Genomic DNA, 21,024 nt, shown 5'->3' on the forward strand with positions numbered 1-21,024 from the left:
AATCGGTATAATTTTAATACTTTCACCAGACAAAAATAAGAATAATGGGGGTGAATATCCATCCGAGCTGGCTTGCTCAAATGAGCGATGAATTTGATAAAGCCTACTTCCGAGAGCTCACCGAATTTGTAAGGAGTGAATATCAGAAGTATCGCTGCTTTCCACCGGGAAAAGAGATCTTCTCGGCTTTTGATCATACACCCTTCGACCAGGTGAAGGTGGTCATACTTGGACAGGATCCTTACCACGGCCCCGGTCAGGCACACGGTCTGTGCTTTTCCGTTAGGGAAGGAGTTGTGCCGCCACCGTCCTTGGTCAACATTTACAAAGAGATCAAAGCCGACCTGGGTAAACTTCATTCCGACAATGGAGACCTCACCAATTGGGCGGACCAGGGGGTGTTGCTGCTTAATGCAACTCTTACTGTCAGGGCACATCAGGCGGGCAGTCATCAGAATAGAGGATGGGAACAGTTCACGGACCGGGTCATCTCCGAGCTATCGGCTAAGCGAGAGGGTCTGATCTTCATGCTCTGGGGTGGATATGCCAAAAGAAAAGGAAGGCATATAGATACTAATCGGCACCTGGTCCTTAGCAGTGGACATCCTTCACCGCTCAGTGCCAACAGGGGATACTGGTTCGGAAACCGGCATTTTAGTACGGCCAATAATTATTTGGAAAAAAGAAAAGAAGCACCAATTATCTGGTGATCGGTATTATTCGTCCTCAGGAGCTTCCGGCTCCGAGGTGTCGTTGCAACTAAATTGTAACAAGAGGAAGTTGGTTACAAGTAAAGCCCCAAGTATAATTAAAAAAGTGCTCATTAATTGGTAGTTAACACCTAATAGACTCCATAGTTTGGAAAAGGTTGCGCTCAGGTGGCAATTATTTTGACAAAAAATGCTCGGCAGCTAATCTTCGGTCTATCAATCCAGCTTGCAGGAGAACTTCCTGGACCTTTACTACCATTTCCAAAGAAAGTTGAGAGGACGACCATGCTGTTTCATCCAACCATCTTCGCACATCCTCCACTTGCTGTTGGTACCGTATGGATATCATCTGATCTATTCCCGGCATCGCTTTGAAACCTTCCGTGCAACTATTAATGACCTTAAGTATTCCCTCCACTTCAGAGCGCTGATCCTGCCATACCTCTTTTCGAACGGCTATTACAAAACAGGGCCAGGGTGTTGGGCAAACCCCGATCCGCTTAAAGATTCCCTGATCAACAAATGGTTGAGTAGTATACTTCTCCCACATGAAATAATCAGCGGTTCCTCCGGGCAACGCCTGCAATGCCCCATCCAGACTGTTGATCAGTTCGAATTGAAGGTCGGTGTTTAAGTCCCAATTCAATTCCATGGCGTTCACATAGGCCATAAGGTGCGAACCGGAACCGTAGCGGCTGATAGCCGCCCTGCTGCCTTTTAGCGATATCAGATCGGTGAAAGGAGCGTCTTTGGCTGTGTGTATTCCCCATTGCAGGGAAGAACCGACATATTGTTGTACGATCACACTTGGGTTGCCATGAATGATATCCCGAATGATACCTTCGGTAAGGATCACGGCCATATCGATCTCTTTATTTCTCAGAGCCTCGCACATGGCGCCTGTTCCACCCGGGAAATCCTTCCACCTCAGATTGATCGACAAGGGAGCATAAGCCTTATCGCGAAGGGTAATATACCAGGGTAAGTTGAAATGTTCCGGCACTCCACCTATGTACATGGTCTTCATCTGGTCAATTTTCAATATTGGATAATCGGTCCAGGGTAAATCGGATCATTTTGTCGATTGCCGCGGGTGCATCCTTACTAAAGGCTCCAGAAGAACGGTTGGCCAGAACTACACTTATGGAAACGGCCCTATGACCCAAAAGCCCCGCCATGGCATAAATGGCCGCAGTTTCCATCTCCAGGTTTAGGATCTTCTGTCCATTAAAACTGAAACCCTTAAGTCGATCCAGATACCTATCATCTGTGGGCCTAAGCCTTAGAGATCGACCTTGAGGTGCATAAAATCCGACATTGGTAGCTGTGATCCCCGCCTGTATGGAGGATAGTCCCAGCTGTGTTGCCAATTCGATGTTACTCCCCACGGCATATGGAAGAGGTATGCCGGATTGACCCCAAGCGGTTTGCTGCTCAAAATCCTTTAATAGTTCAGCAAGCATGACCTCCGTCTTATCCCGGTAATAATGCAACAGATTATCGAAGCCCAAGGCGGCAGAACTGTATGCCAGGCTATCTAACTCCAACTCCGGTTGCAAGCCCCCGCAGGTACCAATTCGGATCAGGTCCAACGACATTGGCTTTTCTTTCTCAACACGCTTCTGAAAGTCTATATTCACAAGGGCGTCCAGTTCGTTGATGACAATATCGATATTGTCTGGACCGATCCCGGTAGAGATCACACTAATGCGTTTACCTTTGTATACACCGGTATGGGTACGAAACTCCCTGTTTTCCTTCTTCAACTCGATCCGGTCAAAATGGCGGCTTACCTGATCCACCCGATCCGGATCTCCAACAGTAATAACCGTTTCTGCAAGATCCTGAGGCAATAGACCTAGATGATAAATACTGCCATCCGGATTGAGTATGAGTTCAGATTCCCTGATCATTAGACTGCCATTATCCGCCAACGCGTTTCACTTTAAAACCCAGATCCTTTAAAAAATCCATGATACGATCCCTATAATCACCTTGTATGATGATCTCTTCTTGCTTATGGGATCCCCCAACACCAAGTAATTGTTGGATCTGTCGGGTCAGGTCTTTGAAGTCCTGTTTATTACCATCGTAACCCGAAATAATAGTGATGGGTTTCCCTTTACGCTTCTCGTAACGGCATATCAAAGGTTCGTCAGAGATCCAGAGGCCGGTAGCCTCGGTTGGTTTTTGGTCGGGTTCTTCAGATTGATGATCTGGAAAAAGTTTCTTGAGTTGATCTCCCAGGTCCATATGCTTATTTCTTTAGACCGATCTCGGCCAGTCGTTGGGACAAGAATTCGCCTGCTGTGATATCTTCGTAGGCCTTGGGATGATCGGCATCCACGCATTCCTGCAGGCAGTTGAGCGGCATATCAGACCGAGGATGCATAAAGAATGGGATGGAATAACGCGGCGTACCCCATTGCTCTTTGGGAGGATTGACCACACGATGCACCGTAGAACGCAGCCGGTTATTCGTCAACCGTTCCAACATATCGCCTACATTGATCACCAATTCGTCAGCTTCCGGAATGGCATCGATCCACTCTCCATCATTTCGCAACACCTGGAGTCCCCCGGTAGATGCTCCCATCAGGAGGGTGATCAGGTTAATGTCTCCATGAGCGCCAGCACGCACAGCACCATCAGGTTCGGTAATGATCGGAGGATAATGGATGGGTCGTAGTATGCTATTTCCACCGCTGACCCAGGAATCAAAATAAGTTTCCTCCAGCCCGATGTGCAAGGCCAGGGCGCGCAGCACATAAATAGCTGTTTTTTCCAGCATGCGATAAGCCTGCATTCCGGTATCGTTAAATTGAGGTAGTTCCTTGACCAGCAAATTATTGGGATAAGTCTCAGATAAGCTAGCGTCTTCAGCGGCTTCTTGACCAAAATGCCAGAACTCCTTCAGGTCTCCCTGTGTCTTGCCCTTGGCGTGTTCTTTCCCAAAGGAGACATACCCACGCTGACCGGCAATTTCCGGATCTTCGTATTGCCGCTTTCGGTCTAATGGTAGATCAAAAAATGCCTTCACCTCGCGGTAAAGGTCCTCTACCAGCTCGTCGTCCAAAAAATGATTCTTCAGAGAGACGAAGCCAATGTCTTCGTATGCCCGACCGATATGATTCACAAAGCTTTGCTTTCGTCCTTGGTCCTCACTGAGGAAATCGGAAAGGTCGACGCTGGGAATATTATTCATGAAAATCTGCTTTACAGCAAAGATAAATTATTTCACAGGTCGGTAGTATAGAAAAACTCCGATATACTGATAGTTCGGTCATTTCCTTTTTCCTACTTTTGAATGGACTAATTTGATTGCATGAGAACCGACACCATACCCCATCTTCAATATGATTACGATAGGGGAGATCTGACCGACGAAACCTTGCTGATGCTCTATGAACGGATGCTCAAGCCCCGAATGATCGAGGAAAAGATGCTGATCCTGCTGAGACAAGGAAAGATATCTAAATGGTTTAGTGGAATGGGACAGGAAGCGATTGCTGTAGGCGTTAGTTCGGTGATGCAAGAAGAAGAATATATCCTTCCTATGCACCGTAATTTGGGTGTGTTCACCACGCGCAAGGTTCCGTTGAACCGATTGTTTTCACAATGGCAGGGAAAAGCCAACGGATTTACAAAAGGAAGAGATCGAAGTTTTCATTTCGGTACCCAGGAGTATAAAATCGTTGGAATGATCTCTCACCTGGGTCCACAATTCGGAGTTGCAGACGGAATTGGACTTGGAAATCTTTTAAAAGATAATGGTCAGATTTGTGCAGTCTTTACCGGGGAAGGAGGAACCAGTGAAGGAGATATCCATGAGGCACTGAACGTTGCCTCCGTTTGGAATCTGCCCGTGCTGTTTTGTATTGAGAATAACGGATATGGCCTCTCAACTCCTACATATGAGCAATTCCGTTGTGAGGACCTCGCAGACCGAGGTGCCGGTTATGGTATGGAGGCCCACATCATTGAAGGAAATCATATTCTGCAGGTCTACACTCAACTCAAGGAAATAACAGAAAGCATGCGAGCCAATCCCAGGCCGGTCATGGTCGAGTTTAAAACCTTCCGCATGCGAGGTCACGAGGAAGCCAGTGGGACCAAATACGTTCCTCAGGAACTGATGGACCAATGGGCCCTTAAGGATCCCATTGAAAATTATGCGGGCTATCTGCGAAAAGAAGGGATTTTAACGGAGGAATTAGAGGTTCAACTGAAAGAGGCTATCATTCACGAGATCAGCGAGAACCTGGAAATCGCTTTTAACGAACCCCCCATAGAATCCTCCCCACAGCAAGAGATTTCCGATGTCTATGCACCGGTAGCCGAGATACAGGTCGAACCGGGAAATCAGACGGAAGAGATCAGGCTGATCGACGCTATCTCCCAAGGACTGCGTCAGTCTATGGAGCGTCATGACAAGCTGGTGATCATGGGGCAGGACATTGCCGAATATGGTGGAGTTTTCAAGATAACCCAAGGATTTCTGGAGCAGTTCGGCCGGGAACGGATACGCAATACGCCTATCTGCGAATCGGCCATTGTTGAAGCTGCAATGGGACTGTCCATCAATGGGTTCAAGGCCGTCATGGAAATGCAATTTGCTGATTTTGTGACCTCAGGGTTCAATCCCATTGTGAATTACCTAGCCAAAACCCATTACCGCTGGGGACAAAAGGCCGATGTCGTCATCCGAATGCCATGTGGGGCTGGGGTAGGAGCAGGACCATTCCACAGCCAGACCAACGAGGCCTGGTTTACCCATACTCCGGGGTTGAAAGTAGTTTACCCGGCCTTTCCATACGATGCCACTGGATTGCTGAATGCCGCTATCAACGACCCCAATCCGGTTATGTTCTTTGAGCATAAAGCGCTGTACCGCAGCATCCGTCAGGAGGTACCTTCAGATTATTACACCTTGCCAATTGGCAAGGCTAGCTTGCTAAGGGAAGGAAATGAGATTTCCATTATAACCTATGGAGCCGGCGTGCACTGGGCGCTGGACTACCTGGACAGAAATCTGGAAATATCTGCCGACCTCCTGGATCTTCGCACCTTATCACCTCTGGATGAAGAGGCTGTATTCCAATCTGTCCGTAAAACCGGGAAGGTAGTGCTGTTACAGGAAGATAGTTTGTTTGGGGGTATGGCCTCTGATCTTTCTGCCCTGATCGCCGAGCATTGTTTCGAGTCGCTGGATGGACCCATCAAACGGGTGGCCAGCCTTGAGACACCGGTGCCCTTTGCCGGTAAACTGGAGGAGGACTACCTGCCTCATGCCAGATTTGAGCAGGCAGTAAAGGAATTGCTGGCCTACTGATTTTAATTAGGTCGATTTCCTTTGCAAACCAACATTAAGTTGGTACTTTAAGGGATGCTTTCTTCCCGCCATTACGATATCGTGATCATTGGAGGTGGTCTTGCCGGTCTGACCTGTGCGCTCAATCTGAGTAAAGGAGGGAAGCGGATCGCTCTATTGGAGAAGTATCCTTACCCCAGGCACAAGGTATGTGGCGAATATGTGTCCAATGAGATTTTGCCTTACCTGAGATCACTTGGTACAGATCCTTTTGCCATAGGTGCTGTCCCTATCGATCAATTCAGAATGACATCTCCCGGTTCTCAGGCAATTCAGACCCGATTACCTTTGGGCGGGTTTGGTATCTCTCGATTTCGGTTGGACAATTATCTGTACGAGTTGCTCCAATCCAGGATCGACTTCTTTTTTGGAACCATCAATTCGATAGAAAAGGAAGATACTCGATACCTGATCCGGTCATCTGGTGGTTTAATCTGGGAAACCGAACTATTGATCGGGGCTTATGGTAAGCGCTCCAATCTGGATAAAGAATTAAAGCGAAACTTCATTGGTCAACATTCCCCATGGTTGGGAGTGAAGGGGCACTACCTATTTGATCATCCATCGAACCGTGTGGATCTGCATCATTTTAAAGGTGGTTATTGTGGTATATCCAAAGTGGAAGAGGGGATTGTCAATGCCTGTTATTTGGTCAATTACTCAGTCTTTAAGGCCTTCGGCAGTACTGATCATTTCCAGAATGAGATAATGGGACAAAATGAGGAACTTAAACGGTTCTTAGACGAAGCCAAGCCCGTATTTGATAAACCCATGACCATAGCCCAGATCAGTTTTCAAGCCAAAGAACCTGTGGTGAAGGGAATACCAATGATAGGAGACAGCGCTGGTCTTATTCATCCGCTCTGTGGCAACGGCATGGCCATGGCCATACATAGCAGTAAGATACTGGCAGACCTTGTACATGAAGGTCTGGCTGGTACGGATCTTCATCGGGCCTATGGGGTTTCCTGGAAGAGAGCCTTTGGCAATCGTCTGAGAGCAGGTAGATACCTGCAACGCCTTCTTCTCAATCCTCAAACAAATCAATTAGCGATCAAATTGGCCCGAAAAATTCCGGGTCTTGTGCCTGCCGTGGTCCGAAAAACACATGGGGAGGTGATAGTAGCATGATCGAATTCCACCCAGACAAGCGTTCCAGCCAATCTGAGATCATGGATGATTTTCAGCTACAAGGCAACGAACTCTTCACTCTTTTAGATGACCTGGCCAGGGTGAATCAATACCTAGGCGGAAACAGGACCGTCATCTCCGGAATAAAAGAATTGATAGGAAGCCGGAAACTATCCGATCCGCTCATGGTGGTCGATCTTGGGTGCGGTGATGGCGAATTATTAAGACACTGTAGTAAATGGGCTAAACAACGAAAAATACCTTTTCAGGGTATTGGTCTGGATGCCAATCCCCATATCCTGCAGTTGGCTAAAGAACGCTCAGCTAGCTTCGACAATTTGGAATTCCGTTCATTGGATGTCTTCAATGAAACCCTGGAATGGCCCTCAATGGATATTGCAGTATGCAGCCTCTTCTTGCATCACTTTCCTACTGAAGATATCATTCGTCTACTGGGAATAATAATGCAGCATTGTCAAATGGGAATAGTTATCAGTGACCTGGAGCGAAACAAAATGGCCCTTAATCTCTTCAAACTAATTTCCCCCATCATGCTGCGATCAAAAATTGCCAGACATGACGGACAAGTTTCTGTTGCCAGGGCATTTACCCGAAACGAATTGGATCAAATCTCGACTAAAGTAATCGGTAACCATTCCATCTCCCGTAAATGGGCATACAGATGGCAATGGACCATTCAACCCTCAAATCAAAACAATAGATAATGGCGGTTAAGATCATTTCAGTAGCCAAGCAATTGCCGAAATTCACAAGAAGTACCGCAGAGATACTACCCTGGGTGGAGCTTTGGTTAAAGGATCAGCCGGATCGGTTCAGGCGGAAGATCCTGAAGATATTCGAGGGAGCTGGTGTAGATCGGCGCTATTCCATTATGGATGCCCACCAGGTATTCCATCCTTATACCCTGGAAGAGCGCAACGATTTCTATGTAGCCGGCATGAAGCAATTGGGAGGTGGTGCGGTTAAAAAGGCCTTAGAACAATCCAATTGGCAGGCCACAGATCTGGACTATATCATTACGGTCAGTTGTACTGGGATTATGATCCCTTCCATCGATGCCTACCTGATTAACGAATTTGAGATGAGACAGGACATAGTCCGGCTACCGGTAACAGAAATGGGGTGTGCCGCTGGAATATCCGGAATGATCTACGCCAAAGAGTTCTTGGAGGCCAATCCCGGAAAGCGGGCTATAGTCCTTGCACTGGAGTCGCCCACAGCTACCTTTCAATTGGAGGATTTCTCTATGGTGAATATGGTCAGTGCGGCCATATTTGGTGATGGTGCCGCTGCTGTGCTGATGTCTTCCCGAGAAGAAGATCAGGGTCCACAAATAAAGGACCAGGCCATGTATCATTTTTACAACGCGGCCCATATGATGGGTTTTAAACTGGTCAATACGGGGCTACAAATGATCTTGGACAAGACAGTGCCCGAGCAGATCGCCAGTCATTTCCCCAAGATCATTCATCCGTTTTTGGAGGATAATGGTCTGCAGATGGAGCAGGTGGATCATTTGATCTTCCATCCAGGTGGGCGCAAGATCGTACAGACGGTGGAGGAGCTATTTGGAGCTATGGGAAAAGAGATCAATGATACTCGGGAAGTTCTTAAATTGTATGGTAATATGAGCAGCGTAACTGTACTGTACGTGTTGGAACGATTCCTGAATAAAGATATAGCCGCTGGAGAGTACGGGTTGATGCTGAGTTTCGGACCGGGCTTCTCGGCCCAGCGCATACTAATTGAATTTTAATGAGTCGCGAATTTGAAAATAAATGGGCTGTCATTCTTGGAGGGAGTAGTGGCCTTGGATTAGCATCTGCAATAAAACTGGCCTCCCATGGAATGAACATTTGTGTTGTTCATCGGGACCGGCGTTCAGATCTGGCCCAAATTGAAAAAAATTGGGAGTTAATCCGATCACAACACGTTGAATTTAAAACTATTAATACGGACGCTTTAAAGTTAGACTCGAGGCAAAAGGTGCTCGATGAAATTGGTTCGAACCAAGTGTACTTACTTCTTCACAGCCTGGCTAAAGGTAATCTTAAACCCTTAAAGGGAGATCGGGACCAACGACTTAGTAGCCAGGACCTGTCCTTGACCACTAATGCCATGGGTGGAAGTTTGCTGGATTGGGCCCAGGAGTTGATTTCATCCGACAAATTTTCCAATCCTGCCCGAATTATTGCCTTTACCAGTGAAGGAAATCAACGAACCTGGCCTGCTTATGGCGCGGTTTCTGCCGCTAAAGGCGTATTGGAAGCCCTGATCAGGCAAATGGCCGTAGAATATGCAGGTCTGGGGATATCAACCAATGCCATTCAAGCAGGTGTTACCCTGACACCTTCTTTTCAGATGATCCCGAATAACGAGAAGATGGCCTATATGGCCGAAAAACGGAACCCCTTTGGGAGGCTGACCACTCCTCAGGACATTGCCAAGGTAGTTTACCTCTTGAGCAGGCCAGAGGCCGATTGGATCAATGGAGCCATCATAAAAGCAGATGGAGGTGAATCCTTGAGGTAATGAATCTAGAAGAAAAAATCGTCCGAGAATTGCCCTATGGCCGGGGTTTCTGTTTTGTAGACCAAATTCTGGAGGTCGATGAGCATTCCATCAGGGCTCAATATCATTTCGATCCTCACTTGAGCTTTTACCGGGACCACTTTCCTGATAATCCCGTAACGCCGGGAGTGATACTGACTGAATGTATGGCCCAGGTCACATTGGTCTGCCAAGGCATGTACTTATTGAACAGCTCGGATAATACTGCAGGAACGGCTTTTGCTTTGAGTGAGAGTGACGTACAGTTCCTTTTACCTGTTGCCCCAGGAACGCAAGTCGAAGTGACCGGCGAGGTTGAATATTTCAGGTTCAATAAACTCAAGACCAAAGCCAGGATGTACAATGAATCCGGAGAACTGCTGTGTAAGGCAACCCTGAGTGGAATGATCGTAAATAAGATAGGTGAGTAAACGGGTGGTCATAACAGGAATGGGCATTGTAGCTCCCAATGCCGTGGGAATTGAGGACTTCCTTTTGGCCTTGAAAAAAGGAAAATCTGGTATCGCACATTGGCCCGAGTTGGATGAGCTTAATTTCTCTTGTCAGTTAGGCGGAATACCCCTGTAACCGAAGAAATGAGATCCGAATACCTGAGTAAGGCAGAGCAAAAGCACATGAATAGCAGCGGAATTCTCTACGGGCTAATAGCTGGTTTAGAAGCGGTAGAGGATGCCGGGATCAAACTGCCGGATAATCAATCCTCTCCCAATTACGACTTGGGTATTGTATTTGGAACAGGAACTTCGGGCGTGGAGAAGTTTAGAGAAGCGATCTACAAATTGGACGAAGGAAAGGTGCGAAGATTGGGGAGTAGCACCGTTTCACAAACCATGGCCAGCGGGATCAGTGCCTTCTTAAGTGGACGCACTGCGGCAGCCAACTGGATCACCACCAACAGCTCAGCCTGTGCTACTGGGACCGAAGCGGTCTGGATGGGCTTTGAACGTATCCGGTCGGGAAAAGCAAAACAGATGCTATGTGGAAGTTGCTCAGATCACGGACCCTATGTCTGGGGTGGTTTCGACGCCATGCGAGTAACCACCTATAAACACAATCATGAACCGGAACAAGCATCCAGGCCCATGAGCGAAACGGCCAGCGGTTTTGTGCCATCCAGTGGGGCTGGAGCCCTCTTGTTGGAAAGCCTGGATTCTGCCCTGGAGCGGGGAGCGACTATCTATGCGGAGGTCCTGGGAGGATCAGTAAACAGTGGAGGCCAGCGCCAAGGTGGTAGTATGACTGCTCCCAATTCCGAAGCCATACAACGTTGCATTTCAGAAGCGATCCAGGTAGCTGGTATATCTCCCGATGAGATCGACCTGATCAATGGGCATCTCACCGCGACGATCAAGGATCCGGACGAAATTGCAAATTGGTCCTCCGCCCTTGGAAGAAGAGGTAAAGATTTTCCCTGGATCAATTCCCTGAAAAGTATGGTCGGGCATGGCCTGGCAGCCAGCGGGAGTATGGAAATCGTTGCATCCATTTTACAATTAAAACACGATTTTATCGCCCCAAACCTGAACTGCGAAGATCTCCACCCCCAGATCGCTCAACTAATACATCGGGACCGAGTGCCATTACAAGCAGTGGATGCGCCTATAAATACGGTCATTAAGGCCAGTTTTGGTTTTGGTGATGTCAACGCTGTGGTTATCTTTAGGAAAATTTCCGATCAATGACCCCAGACTCCATCTATAAAACACTCAAGCCCATCATAGAACAATACTTGCCAGAAGATGTCAGCGTTGATGAAATAAGCCCAGAGGCCGACCTAACCGGCGAGCTGAACATCAATTCTGCCCATTTGGTCGACATCGTCCTGGATGTGGAGGATGCCTTTGACATCGAACTGACTAACGATGATATGGAGAACTTGAGAACGGTTCAGGACGCTGTGGATATCATCTGGAAAAAAGCCGATTGAACAGATGGGGAATCTTTCTGAGGGAACTCCTACCAAACGGCTGGCGGTAAAACTGAAACCTGCCGCACAAACACAACTCATTAAAGGGCACCCCTGGATATTCGATCAAGGGATCGCTAAGATCAGCGAAGCGGGAAAAGCAGGAGATCTCTGCGTGATCTTTGATAATCGCACCAATAAACTGATAGGTATCGGTTTATTCGACCCTGATTCGGTGATCAGGATCAAGATCATCCATCGAGGGGGTCCGATACAGATCAACCCAGACTTCTTTCAAGAGAAATTACTCCGTGCAATGGCTGTCAGAAGACCATTGACGGAACTGGATGTGACGGCTTACCGGGTGATCTTTGGAGAGAATGATGGTTTTCCAGCCATCATCCTGGATCGTTACAATGATGTACTGGTTGTGAAAATATATTCCGAGATCTGGGTCCCATACCTGGAAATGCTTATCCAGGTGCTTGCGGAGCAGTTATCACCCAGAGCCATAGTGGGACGTCTTGGTCGCAAGGTAGCAGAAGGCAACGGCTTTAATTTTAAGGATGGGGATCTTCTTTACGGTGAACTAGAAAACCCTGAGGTGCTTTTCAGGGAACACGGCGTAAAATTCCAGGCTAACTTGATCAAAGGACATAAAACAGGCTTCTTCCTAGACCATCGGCAAAATAGGAAGCGAGTTGGGGATTTGAGCCGGGATAAACGTGTTCTGGATGTTTTTAGCTATGCCGGTGGATTTTCCATTCATGCTCTACACGGCGGAGCTGCAGAGGTTCACAGCCTGGATGTGAGTGCACAGGCTCTTCAGTTAGCCCAAGACAATGCTGGATTGAATGATCACAAAGGCACTCATTTTATACATCAGGGAGATGCTTTCCAGTTACTCTCGGACATGGTCCAAAAGGGAGAACAATTTGACCTGGTGGTCATCGATCCACCCAGTTTTGCCGGCCAGGCTTCACAAGTGAAGCTTGCATTAAAGCAATATGGTCGTCTGGCAAGATTAGGCGAGCAATTGACAAAAGATGGTGGTATGCTTGTCCTGGCCAGTTGTTCTTCTCGAGTCACTGCACAGTCTTTTTTTGACCGCTGTGAACATTCGTTTCGCGAAATGGATCGAAAATTTAAGGTTCTGGAAACGACCTATCACGACCAGGACCATCCCATAGGTTTTCCTGAAGGAGCCTATCTCAAATGCCGCTACTACCGCCTCTAAACGAACATGAAAATTAGACCAGCTACGGTAAAACCGGTAAGGGCCAAAAGGGTGGTCATCACCGTCCACGAACGGAAAGTCTGAGTCTCCGACAGCCCCAAATACTTGGAAACCAGCCAGAATCCACTATCGTTAACATGCGACAAAATAGAGGCTCCGGAAGCAATGGAGATCACGGTTAAAGCAAGCTGGATAGGGGAGTAGGAATCGCCAAGCAGTGGTGCGGTCATACCGGCGGCCGTGATCATGGCAACCGTGGCCGAACCTTGTAAGATCCTGACCAGGGCGGCAACAATGAATCCGAATACCAGAGGTCCTAAGCCCATTTCAGTGAAATACTCAGCCAACATGGCACCGGCTCCTGTATTGGTCAGTACTTGTTTAAAAGCACCTCCTGCTCCAGTCAGGAGAATGATCACTCCTGCAGGAGCAAGCGATTTGGTGGTTATATCCAAAAGTTGAACCCGGCTAAATCCCTTCCTGATACCCAGAAAATACCAGGCAACCAGGTTAGCCAGTATTAAAGCTGTGAACGGATGGCCTACTAATTTCATCCACTCTCCCATAAGGGCTAGCCAAGCGGAATCTGGAACCAGGTCACTGTTCAGAACAGTATTTAGCACGATCAATACAATGGGCAAGCCGATGATCAGGAAGATTGAAGTAACAGACGGTGGCGCAACTTGAGACTGATCAGTATCCTCATCCAAGGCAGGTGCCTCTACGAAGATGCGTTTGGCAATATATTTTCCAAAAAGTGGTCCTGCAACCACTGCGGTCGGTATCCCTACCAGGAAACCCATCAGTATGACCCAACCCAGATCGGCATTTATGATATCTGCTACGGCTACTGGACCGGGAGTGGGAGGAATAAAAGCGTGAGTTATGGCCAATCCCGACAATAGCGGTATTCCATAAAGCAACAAGGACTTACCGGTGCTGCGTTGTAGGGAGTATATGATAGGAACCAGGATAATAAAACCCACATCAAAAAAGACCGGTATAGCCACCAGGAATCCAGTGAAAACCAATGCCCAGGACGTTTTACCCTTCCCAGATTTTGCCAGCAAGTGTCTTGCCAGTGCCTGGGCTCCACCGGAGTGTTCCAGGATGGCGCCAAACATGGCACCCAAACCAACAACTACGGCTACAAACCCTAAGGTATTGCCCATTCCTTCTTGAATGGTTTGTATGATTTCGACCGGGGCATTCCCGCGAGTATCCCCACCACTATACATGATATCAGTAATGCGATAAAGGCCTGAAGCCTAAATACAAGTATCAGCGCCAGCAATACCGCGATACCAGCACCTATGGCAAAAAGTAAATTAATGTCCATTAGTTCGTTCCCATTTAAAGCTGACCTTCCGCTGTGGATCATCGGTACGGAAATATCCATGTTGGCCGAAATAATCTCGTTGCGCCTGTATCAATTTAGCCGGGGAATCAGCTTGATTCATAGCCAGCCACCAGTTAAATGCACCGTTGATGACAGAAAGAGGGGTTCGCTGTTGTAGCCCCCATTGACAGCATTGGGCCACATCAGGCTCCCAATTGCTCAGTTCTTGTCTTATTCTCGGGTTGCTCACAAGTTCTGAGGTCTCCGCTAACCAGCCTTGGCATGCTTCCATCAACTTAGACTTAATGATGCAGCCCTCTGTCCATATTCTGGCGATCTCGGATAAGTCCGCCGTCCATTGGAACTGCTCGCAAGCTTCATTAATAAGCTGAAAACCTTGAATATGATTGATCAACCTAACAAAACTATAAGCGCTATGCAGCTGTTCCAGGGTTTCTTCATCCCATTTGACCAGATCTTGCTTGCTGACCTCTGCAGACCTTCTGCTGTCCTGAAAGGTGGAAATAGCCCGGGCATAAACCGCGGAAGATAATAAGGTGGCGGGTATACCTAATTCCAAAGCTGCAGCTGCAGACCAGGTCCCGGTTCCTTTCGAACCTGCAACATCCACTATTCGGTCCAATTCGTAGCCATTTCCAGAGTTAGTCCGGAGTATGTCTGACGTAATACCCAACAAATAGCTTTGACTATCCCCAGAATTCCATTTGGTGAATAAGGCTTCGATCTCCACATAAGACAATGAAGGCCGTAACAGATCGAACACTTCGGCTAAGAGTTGCATTTCGGCATATTCCATCCCATTGTGTACCATCTTTACAAAGTGACCCGCTCCACCTTCGCCCAGAAAGCTGATACAGGGCGCGCCCGCTTTATCTATAGCCGCTATTTGAGCTAATATTTTTAATATACCAGGAGCACTTCCTGCATCCCCTCCCAACATCAAGGAGGGTCCCTTACGGGCTCCCTCACGTCCTCCGGATACGCCACAACCCATCCAGGCAATGGACTTGCCCTGCATTAGTTGAGCTCTTCTGCTGGTTTCTTTATAGTGTGCATTCCCACCATCGATCAAGGCATCTCCTGGCTGGAGCAGAGGGGTGATGGCTTCTAACACAGAATCTATCGCCTTTCCAGCAGGCACCATGATCAATATTTTCCTGGGAGTTCGAAGGGAGCGAACAAAAGATTCAAGCTGATTAAAACCTAAGACTTGGCTCAGGGATTGATCTTTTAAAAAGTTGGGAACCACCATAGCTTCATCGGTACTGAAGCGATTATAAACCGAAAGCTGTATTCCCTGATCGATCAGGTTTAGGGCGAGATTGCTACCCATAACACCCAAGCCAATTAGTCCAAAATCTGAAATTCCCATGTGATTACAAGCTGCTGCAACCTGAGAGGCCAGTATCTTGGGATCTTGGCTCGCATCGAGTTGTAGACCGTAATCTGGGGATTCCAGGGTATCGAATTGAGATTGCAACAAAGACGGATCAAAAAAATGATCCTGACGTATGTTTAGTCGCTCAGCAATGACCTCAAATTCTGTATGAAGTATGATCCAGTTCAAGGTTATTCCCGCTGACAAAATTTGGCGGTAATCCTCTTTGAGTGCGGAACAGGCCAGGACCATTCCACCTTTATTCTTGGCCAGTAGATCAGAAAGATCTTCTAACCAAGGGGCTCGATCCTGGTCATTCAGCGGTGTTCCAGAAGCCATTTTTTGCTTATTGGCTTCTGGATGAAAATCGTCTGCATCGAAAAATGGGATGGAGAGAATTCGTGAAACCAGTTGTCCCACTGTGGTCTTACCACAGCCACTCACACCCATTATGACGATCGGATGCATTGGACTACTGTTCTCCAAAATAACTGCTTTTAACACCTTTTACTCCAGGTTCAGCAACAAAGATGGATCCGGCCAGGGAAAAGCTTCCAACTCTTCGGGGCTCATGTCCACGCGCGCAGTTGTGATATACAATTTATCCAATTCAGGACCTCCAAAAGCGCAGGCAGTAACGTTGTGGGCAGGCACATTGATCTTACCGATCACTTCTCCTGATTCCGGATCAAACCTGAGCACCGCATTGCCATTCCACATCCCGACCCACAATTTGTCTTCAGAATCTATGGTCATACCATCTGGGTAACCCAGGGTCTGCGGTACTTTAACAGCCACCCGTTCGTTGGAAATGCTCGCCGTCTCCAGGTCAAAATCAAAAGCGCGGATGCTCGCAGAAGGAGTATCTATATAGTACATGGTGCCACCATCCGAAGACCAAACAATGCCATTGGAAATAGTCACCGGGGAGAACATAATCTCTGTCTTGCCGCCGGGACTAACTTTGTAGAGCTTTCCAGTTGCCTCGGTTTCGGCCAGGTTCATGGATCCAACCCAGAGATTACCCATGGGGTCACACTTACCGTCATTGAACCTGTTCTCGTCCATTTCAGTTTCCAGGGAAGTGAAAAGTTTTACCTGTTTATTGTAAAGATCGAGCCGATACATACCATCCTCCAATGCGATTACCGCTGTGGAGTCCGTTTCTGGCACCACAGTTCCCACCCGGGAAGGAGTAGGGAAGGAGCTGAGTTCCTTAGATTCTGGATCTAGGACATGGACTTCTCTTTTCAGGATGTCTACCCAAAACAAACGGCCGTTCTTATGATCCCATATTGCACCCTCGCCCAGTTCAGCCTTCCATTGAAACTTCAGGCTGGCTTCCGTCACTGCAATGCCTTTGTCTTCTTCTTCAATAACTTCTGAGCTTTGGTCGCTTTTAGTTTGGTTTTGACAAGAGAATAAAAGGCATACAAGCATGACGCTCAGGCAAAGTTGTAGTGTTCTATTGTATGATTTTCTCTTGCGATCAGCGCAATCAGGGATAGGTTGGTTGGGTGTCAAAATGATAGTCTTGGATTAGTGAAGAGGCCAATTTACAAATATTTCGCTGAGCATAAATCGGTGTGAAAATTGGCTCGAAGCTGTTAAATAAGTACCTAATTATCAAATATTTTATAACTTCGATATCCCCTTTTCTGAAATTTAGGTTCTCATTTTTTAGTCAATTACTATGTCAGAATCCAAGTCTCCGCAAAAAAAACATGCCGATTTTCAAGATCGGTATAGGCGCTCTTCCAACTTTAGAAGTGTCATCAAAAAGGACAAATATCGCATAGGCGACGATGGTTCACTGGTGATCAATCCTAAAGACGGAAAGCCAGCTAAATCAGAGAAATAACCCATGTCTGGAAATCGAAATATGTCCACCCGGACCAAGTGGTGGATCAATGGCGCCATTGGCGCCTTTTTGTTTGGTTCCGGTTTGGCCCTGGCCATAGAAGCCGGTCACTGGAAGCATCAGCAAGTGGATTGGCCTCAGTGGGTATTTGGTGGAACGGCAGGTATTGGGTCAGCCTTAAGTGGGGTTGTACTTTTGGTGCGAGCCGGAATTCTGAGGGCGAAAATGAAAAAGGAAGAAGAGCCCCAGTAGGGTTAGTTTCCTGTAAGAGGCAAGACAACCGTAAATTTTACTCGGTTCCTATCTACTTCATCGTGGATATCAATATCGAAATCCTGGGTATTGATCATACCAGAAACGGTCAGCTCATCTACCTCTTGTCTGAGGTCCAGAGAGACCTCATTTGTTATTCCTTTGATAGTCAACTGTCCGGTGAGTGTATAACCGTGTATTCCCCTTTCTATCGATTCACCGACAAATTGCAGACGTGGATAATCCTTAACTGCAAAATATTTCTTGGAACGCAGGTGTCTGCTCCTAAGCCAATTATTCGTGTCTAGGGATTTGGTCTCTACGGAACCTTTGATCTCGGAAAGGGTAAGGTCATTTGTATCGATCCGTCCATTGAAGACAAATCCGGAAATACTTCCTTCTACATCTCCATCTAAAAAGACAAAGGACACCTTGGCCCTGTCATTATCGACCTGGGTCGATTGGGCCTTAGCGGCTGATAAACAGAGAAATGAAGCAATAAGAGTGATTCGGAGCATAGCTGTGGTTTTAGGTCTTACTGGTGCGCGCTACTGCAGTAAATCAACCATTACCTCCTCTGGGATCGATTGTTCCACCGGTTTTGGATAGAGGATCATCTATCCCCATTCTTGGGTCGAATTCCTCTTCCTGACCTTCAAATTCTTCGTTGCTTTCAAATTCTTCCGGCCATCGAACTCGTCGTTCGGATCTAAATAAAACATGATGTTTGCTTATTGGTTTATCATAAATATAGTCAATTTCAGGGGTATAGCTGGAATTCGACCCTTCACAGAGACCTCTGTTATAGTTATGTCGAGGACAAAAAATCCCACGGCCACGAACTGCGACTCTTTTAAAATTCAAAGATTTTTACAGAAGATTTTTCAATAGATTAAGAAATTATTAAACAATTTCTTAACTTTAAAACAGTATTACCGAACCTATCGCGGTTCCCTGAACAAAACGCCCCCATTTAGTTTGATCACAACTGGTGAATACTCACCGGAAGTACATCAGCATCTACCGATTACAGTCCTGCCAAAGGCATCTGATCACTGGTATGAATGTGAGTTAAACCCTTGAATCTAATACAGATTTATGAAGATATACGATGATAAGCACATAAAGAATGTCGTTTTCGTCGGGGCACACAATAGCGGAAAAACAACCCTGGCCGAAACCATGCTGTTCGAAGCTGGTCTGATCAACAGACGTGGAACAGTTGAGAATAAGAATACCGTCTCCGACTATCACGAAGTGGAGCACGACAGAGAAGCTTCCGTCTTCGCAACCCCTTTGCATACCGAGTGGAGAAATTATAAGATCAACATCATAGACACCCCAGGGCTGGACGACTTTATTGGGGAGATCATTTCTTCCATACGGGTGGCCGATTCCGTGGTGATGGTTTTGAACAACCAACACGGTGGAGTAGAGGTGGGCACGGAGATCGTCTGGAACTACATCGATAAATACCGCAAGCCCACACTATTTGTGATCAATCAGATCGATCATCCCGCCGGGAATTTCGAGCAAAGCCTGGCCAGTATAAAGGAATTGGTAGGTAATAGTGCTGTTCAGATCCAGTATCCGCTCATCATTGATGGCGCACAATGTATACTGGATGTACTCAAAATGAAGGTCTATAAGTTTGGACCGGAAGGAGGGAAGCCGGAAAAACTGGAGATCCCTGAAGACCAAAAGGATATGGCGGACATGCTGCATAACGAGTTGGTTGAAAAAGCCGCCGAGAACGACGAAGAGCTGATGGAGCTGTACTTCGACAAAGGCACCCTGAACGAGGACGAGATGAGACAGGGAATTAAAGCCGGAATGCTCAATCATGAGTTGTTTCCGGTTTTTTGTTTGTCTGCACTCAACGACATGGGAAGCGGTCGCCTGATGGGCTTTATCGACAATGTTGCTCCTTCCGCTGCGGATCTAAAACCGGAACAGACCGTGGACGGACAAAACCTGGAACGAATCCCTGGTGCGCCTACCGCTTTATTCGTGTTCAAAACGGTATACGAACCCAATGTAGGACAGATCACTTTCTTTAAGGTGAAATCCGGAGAAGTTAATGCCAATGATAAACTGGAGAATTCCAGAACGGGTAAGATGGAGACCCTCAACCAACTCTTTATCATGGATGGGAAGAACAGAACGCCTGTCAATAAATTGACCGTTGGGGATATTGGTGCGACCATTAAGCTGAAGTTCACAGAAACCAACGATACACTGCATATCCCGCATAAACCAATCGTGATCAAGCCCATACAATATCCTGCACCCAGGATTATGAAAGCCGTATTTGCAGAGAATAAGAATGACGAGGAAAAACTAAGTGATGCCTTGAAAAAGATCCACAGCCAGGATCCAACGGTGGTCGTTAAATATTCGTCTGAATTAAAGCAAATGCTGGTAGGCTGCCAGGGTGAATTGCACCTGGCCACCATCAACTGGGCATTAAAGAACATTTATGGTGTCGAGGCCCGATTTGAGCGGCCTAAGATCGCCTACAGGGAGACCATACAGCGTTCTTCTTCGTCCAGCTACAGGCATAAGAAACAATCCGGGGGTGCTGGTCAGTTTGGTGAGGTCCACCTAAAGATCGAGCCGTGGTACGAGGGCATGCCAGAGCCAGAAGGCTTTAACGTCAGAGGGAAAGAGGAAGTAGAACTTTCCTGGGGAGGAAAGCTGATCTTCTACAACTGCATCGTCGGTGGTGTAATTGACCAGCGATATTTGCCCAGTATCATGAAAGGGATTTTGGAGGTTATGGAAGATGGACCGTTGACCCACAGCTACGTAAGAGATGTACGGGTAATGGTATACGATGGCAAGATGCATTCCGTTGACTCTAATGACATTTCCTTTAAAATAGCGGGGGCACATGCTTTTAAGGAAGCCTTTATGAATGCCCGACCAAAACTATTGGAGCCTGTTCAGGAATTGGTGGTTCGGGTTCCAGAAGAAATGGTAGGTAATGTGATGACCGATCTGCAGGGAAGGAGGTCTATCATTCAAGGAATAGAAAGCAATAAGCATTTCCAAATTTTGAAATGCACCACACCACTGGCCGAGTTGTATGGGTATTCTACCCAATTACGCTCATTGACCCAGGGAAGGGCCACCTTTAGTTCTGAGTTCAACAGCTTCGAACTGGTGCCGGACAGTGTGCAAGAAAAACTAATTAAAGATCACGCAACTACAAATTAATCGAGTT

At 47.1% G+C, this 21,024-nt stretch carries 19 protein-coding genes and 2 pseudogenes; 13 read left to right on the plus strand and 8 right to left on the minus strand.

Annotated elements, in window-relative coordinates:
• The first annotated feature begins 44 nt into the window (after positions 1-44).
• Positions 45-710, plus strand: a complete 666-nt coding sequence (gene ung, locus BST85_RS05315; protein ID WP_104812303.1) for a uracil-DNA glycosylase — start codon at positions 45-47, stop codon at positions 708-710.
• A gap of 175 nt (positions 711-885) precedes the next feature.
• Here the strand turns inward: ung and BST85_RS05320 are convergent, their stop codons facing one another.
• From BST85_RS05320 to BST85_RS05335, 4 genes are read right to left on the minus strand one after another with little or no spacing between them, the layout of a single operon-like run.
• Positions 886-1,737, minus strand: a complete 852-nt coding sequence (locus BST85_RS05320; RefSeq protein ID WP_104813913.1) for a substrate-binding domain-containing protein — start codon at positions 1,735-1,737, stop codon at positions 886-888.
• A gap of 4 nt (positions 1,738-1,741) precedes the next feature.
• Positions 1,742-2,623 (minus strand): nucleoside phosphorylase, encoded by an 882-nt coding sequence (locus tag BST85_RS05325; RefSeq protein ID WP_104813914.1) that lies wholly within the window; start codon positions 2,621-2,623, stop codon positions 1,742-1,744.
• A 10-nt stretch (positions 2,624-2,633) separates the two neighbouring features.
• A complete protein-coding gene (locus tag BST85_RS05330; protein WP_104812304.1) occupies positions 2,634-2,963 on the minus strand; it encodes a translation initiation factor in 330 nt (109 codons plus the stop codon).
• 4 nt (positions 2,964-2,967) lie between these two features.
• Positions 2,968-3,915 carry an isopenicillin N synthase family dioxygenase gene (locus BST85_RS05335; RefSeq protein ID WP_104812305.1) on the minus strand — a complete coding sequence of 316 codons (948 nt, stop codon included), beginning with the start codon at positions 3,913-3,915 and terminating at the stop codon, positions 2,968-2,970.
• 120 nt (positions 3,916-4,035) lie between these two features.
• Between BST85_RS05335 and BST85_RS05340 the strand changes: the two genes are divergently transcribed.
• The 9 genes and pseudogenes from BST85_RS05340 (at position 4,036) to BST85_RS05380 (ending at position 12,947) form a co-directional block, all read left to right on the plus strand.
• Entirely contained in the window at positions 4,036-6,042 is a 2,007-nt protein-coding gene (locus BST85_RS05340) for an alpha-ketoacid dehydrogenase subunit alpha/beta (protein ID WP_104812306.1), read from the plus strand.
• Between the two features lie 54 nt (positions 6,043-6,096).
• Entirely contained in the window at positions 6,097-7,212 is a 1,116-nt protein-coding gene (locus BST85_RS05345; RefSeq protein WP_104812307.1) for an NAD(P)/FAD-dependent oxidoreductase, read from the plus strand.
• Positions 7,209-7,937, plus strand: a complete 729-nt coding sequence (locus BST85_RS05350) for a methyltransferase domain-containing protein (protein ID WP_104812308.1) — start codon at positions 7,209-7,211, stop codon at positions 7,935-7,937. Before BST85_RS05345 ends, BST85_RS05350 begins: the two co-directional genes overlap by 4 nt.
• A complete protein-coding gene (locus tag BST85_RS05355; RefSeq protein ID WP_104812309.1) occupies positions 7,937-8,989 on the plus strand; it encodes a type III polyketide synthase in 1,053 nt (350 codons plus the stop codon). The genes BST85_RS05350 and BST85_RS05355 overlap by 1 nt, the downstream gene beginning before the upstream one ends.
• On the plus strand, positions 8,989-9,765 hold the full coding sequence (locus tag BST85_RS05360; protein WP_104812310.1) for an SDR family oxidoreductase: 777 nt from the start codon (positions 8,989-8,991) through the stop codon (positions 9,763-9,765). Before BST85_RS05355 ends, BST85_RS05360 begins: the two co-directional genes overlap by 1 nt.
• Entirely contained in the window at positions 9,765-10,214 is a 450-nt protein-coding gene (locus BST85_RS05365; RefSeq protein ID WP_104812311.1) for a 3-hydroxyacyl-ACP dehydratase FabZ family protein, read from the plus strand. The genes BST85_RS05360 and BST85_RS05365 overlap by 1 nt, the downstream gene beginning before the upstream one ends.
• A pseudogene (locus BST85_RS05370) lies at positions 10,207-11,486 on the plus strand (beta-ketoacyl-[acyl-carrier-protein] synthase family protein). Before BST85_RS05365 ends, BST85_RS05370 begins: the two are co-directional and overlap by 8 nt.
• Positions 11,483-11,731 (plus strand): acyl carrier protein, encoded by a 249-nt coding sequence (locus BST85_RS05375; RefSeq protein ID WP_104812312.1) that lies wholly within the window; start codon positions 11,483-11,485, stop codon positions 11,729-11,731. The pseudogene BST85_RS05370 and the gene BST85_RS05375 overlap by 4 nt, the downstream one beginning before the upstream one ends.
• Positions 11,732-11,735: 4 nt before the next feature.
• Entirely contained in the window at positions 11,736-12,947 is a 1,212-nt protein-coding gene (locus tag BST85_RS05380) for a class I SAM-dependent rRNA methyltransferase (RefSeq protein WP_104812313.1), read from the plus strand.
• Here the strand turns inward: BST85_RS05380 and BST85_RS05385 are convergent.
• From BST85_RS05385 to BST85_RS05395, 3 genes and pseudogenes are all read right to left on the minus strand, one after another.
• Positions 12,944-14,346 (minus strand): annotated as a pseudogene (locus BST85_RS05385) (GntP family permease). The gene BST85_RS05380 and the pseudogene BST85_RS05385 sit on opposite strands and share 4 nt — an antisense overlap.
• Positions 14,276-16,153: an NADP-dependent phosphogluconate dehydrogenase gene (gndA, locus tag BST85_RS05390; protein WP_104812314.1), complete on the minus strand. Its 1,878-nt coding sequence runs from the start codon at positions 16,151-16,153 to the stop codon at positions 14,276-14,278. The pseudogene BST85_RS05385 and the gene gndA overlap by 71 nt, the downstream one beginning before the upstream one ends.
• Before the next feature lie 39 nt (positions 16,154-16,192).
• Positions 16,193-17,125 (minus strand): SMP-30/gluconolactonase/LRE family protein, encoded by a 933-nt coding sequence (locus BST85_RS05395; RefSeq protein ID WP_104812315.1) that lies wholly within the window; start codon positions 17,123-17,125, stop codon positions 16,193-16,195.
• 253 nt (positions 17,126-17,378) lie between these two features.
• Between BST85_RS05395 and BST85_RS14305 the strand changes: the two genes are divergently transcribed.
• The gene (locus BST85_RS14305) at positions 17,379-17,546 is read left to right on the plus strand and encodes a hypothetical protein (RefSeq protein ID WP_181039963.1); all 168 of its coding nucleotides are present in this window, start codon (positions 17,379-17,381) and stop codon (positions 17,544-17,546) included.
• 3 nt (positions 17,547-17,549) lie between these two features.
• Positions 17,550-17,798, plus strand: a complete 249-nt coding sequence (locus BST85_RS05400; protein WP_146090661.1) for a hypothetical protein — start codon at positions 17,550-17,552, stop codon at positions 17,796-17,798.
• Positions 17,799-17,800: 2 nt separating this feature from the next.
• Here the strand turns inward: BST85_RS05400 and BST85_RS05405 are convergent, their stop codons facing one another.
• The gene (locus BST85_RS05405; RefSeq protein ID WP_104812317.1) at positions 17,801-18,316 is read right to left on the minus strand and encodes a YceI family protein; all 516 of its coding nucleotides are present in this window, start codon (positions 18,314-18,316) and stop codon (positions 17,801-17,803) included.
• 580 nt (positions 18,317-18,896) lie between these two features.
• On the opposite strand from BST85_RS05405, the gene BST85_RS05415 reads away from it, so the two are divergent.
• A complete protein-coding gene (locus BST85_RS05415) occupies positions 18,897-21,017 on the plus strand; it encodes an elongation factor G (protein ID WP_104812319.1) in 2,121 nt (706 codons plus the stop codon).
• Positions 21,018-21,024: the final 7 nt, after the last annotated feature.

The organism is Aureitalea marina (genome assembly GCF_002943755.1).
Lineage (GTDB): Bacteria > Bacteroidota > Bacteroidia > Flavobacteriales > Flavobacteriaceae > Aureitalea > Aureitalea marina.

What these genes read in the sequence shown, in the direction of transcription:
- ung (WP_104812303.1), top strand. Translation starts at nt 45, where the DNA reads ATGGGGGTGAATATCCATCCGAGCTGGCTTGCTCAAATGAGCGATGAA.
- BST85_RS05320 (WP_104813913.1), bottom strand. Translation starts at nt 1,737, where the DNA reads ATGAAGACCATGTACATAGGTGGAGTGCCGGAACATTTCAACTTACCC.
- BST85_RS05325 (WP_104813914.1), bottom strand. Translation starts at nt 2,623, where the DNA reads ATGATCAGGGAATCTGAACTCATACTCAATCCGGATGGCAGTATTTAT.
- BST85_RS05330 (WP_104812304.1), bottom strand. Translation starts at nt 2,963, where the DNA reads ATGGACCTGGGAGATCAACTCAAGAAACTTTTTCCAGATCATCAATCT.
- BST85_RS05335 (WP_104812305.1), bottom strand. Translation starts at nt 3,915, where the DNA reads ATGAATAATATTCCCAGCGTCGACCTTTCCGATTTCCTCAGTGAGGAC.
- BST85_RS05340 (WP_104812306.1), top strand. Translation starts at nt 4,036, where the DNA reads ATGAGAACCGACACCATACCCCATCTTCAATATGATTACGATAGGGGA.
- BST85_RS05345 (WP_104812307.1), top strand. Translation starts at nt 6,097, where the DNA reads ATGCTTTCTTCCCGCCATTACGATATCGTGATCATTGGAGGTGGTCTT.
- BST85_RS05350 (WP_104812308.1), top strand. Translation starts at nt 7,209, where the DNA reads ATGATCGAATTCCACCCAGACAAGCGTTCCAGCCAATCTGAGATCATG.
- BST85_RS05355 (WP_104812309.1), top strand. Translation starts at nt 7,937, where the DNA reads ATGGCGGTTAAGATCATTTCAGTAGCCAAGCAATTGCCGAAATTCACA.
- BST85_RS05360 (WP_104812310.1), top strand. Translation starts at nt 8,989, where the DNA reads ATGAGTCGCGAATTTGAAAATAAATGGGCTGTCATTCTTGGAGGGAGT.
- BST85_RS05365 (WP_104812311.1), top strand. Translation starts at nt 9,765, where the DNA reads ATGAATCTAGAAGAAAAAATCGTCCGAGAATTGCCCTATGGCCGGGGT.
- BST85_RS05375 (WP_104812312.1), top strand. Translation starts at nt 11,483, where the DNA reads ATGACCCCAGACTCCATCTATAAAACACTCAAGCCCATCATAGAACAA.
- BST85_RS05380 (WP_104812313.1), top strand. Translation starts at nt 11,736, where the DNA reads ATGGGGAATCTTTCTGAGGGAACTCCTACCAAACGGCTGGCGGTAAAA.
- gndA (WP_104812314.1), bottom strand. Translation starts at nt 16,153, where the DNA reads ATGCATCCGATCGTCATAATGGGTGTGAGTGGCTGTGGTAAGACCACA.
- BST85_RS05395 (WP_104812315.1), bottom strand. Translation starts at nt 17,125, where the DNA reads ATGCTTGTATGCCTTTTATTCTCTTGTCAAAACCAAACTAAAAGCGAC.
- BST85_RS14305 (WP_181039963.1), top strand. Translation starts at nt 17,379, where the DNA reads ATGTCAGAATCCAAGTCTCCGCAAAAAAAACATGCCGATTTTCAAGAT.
- BST85_RS05400 (WP_146090661.1), top strand. Translation starts at nt 17,550, where the DNA reads ATGTCTGGAAATCGAAATATGTCCACCCGGACCAAGTGGTGGATCAAT.
- BST85_RS05405 (WP_104812317.1), bottom strand. Translation starts at nt 18,316, where the DNA reads ATGCTCCGAATCACTCTTATTGCTTCATTTCTCTGTTTATCAGCCGCT.
- BST85_RS05415 (WP_104812319.1), top strand. Translation starts at nt 18,897, where the DNA reads ATGAAGATATACGATGATAAGCACATAAAGAATGTCGTTTTCGTCGGG.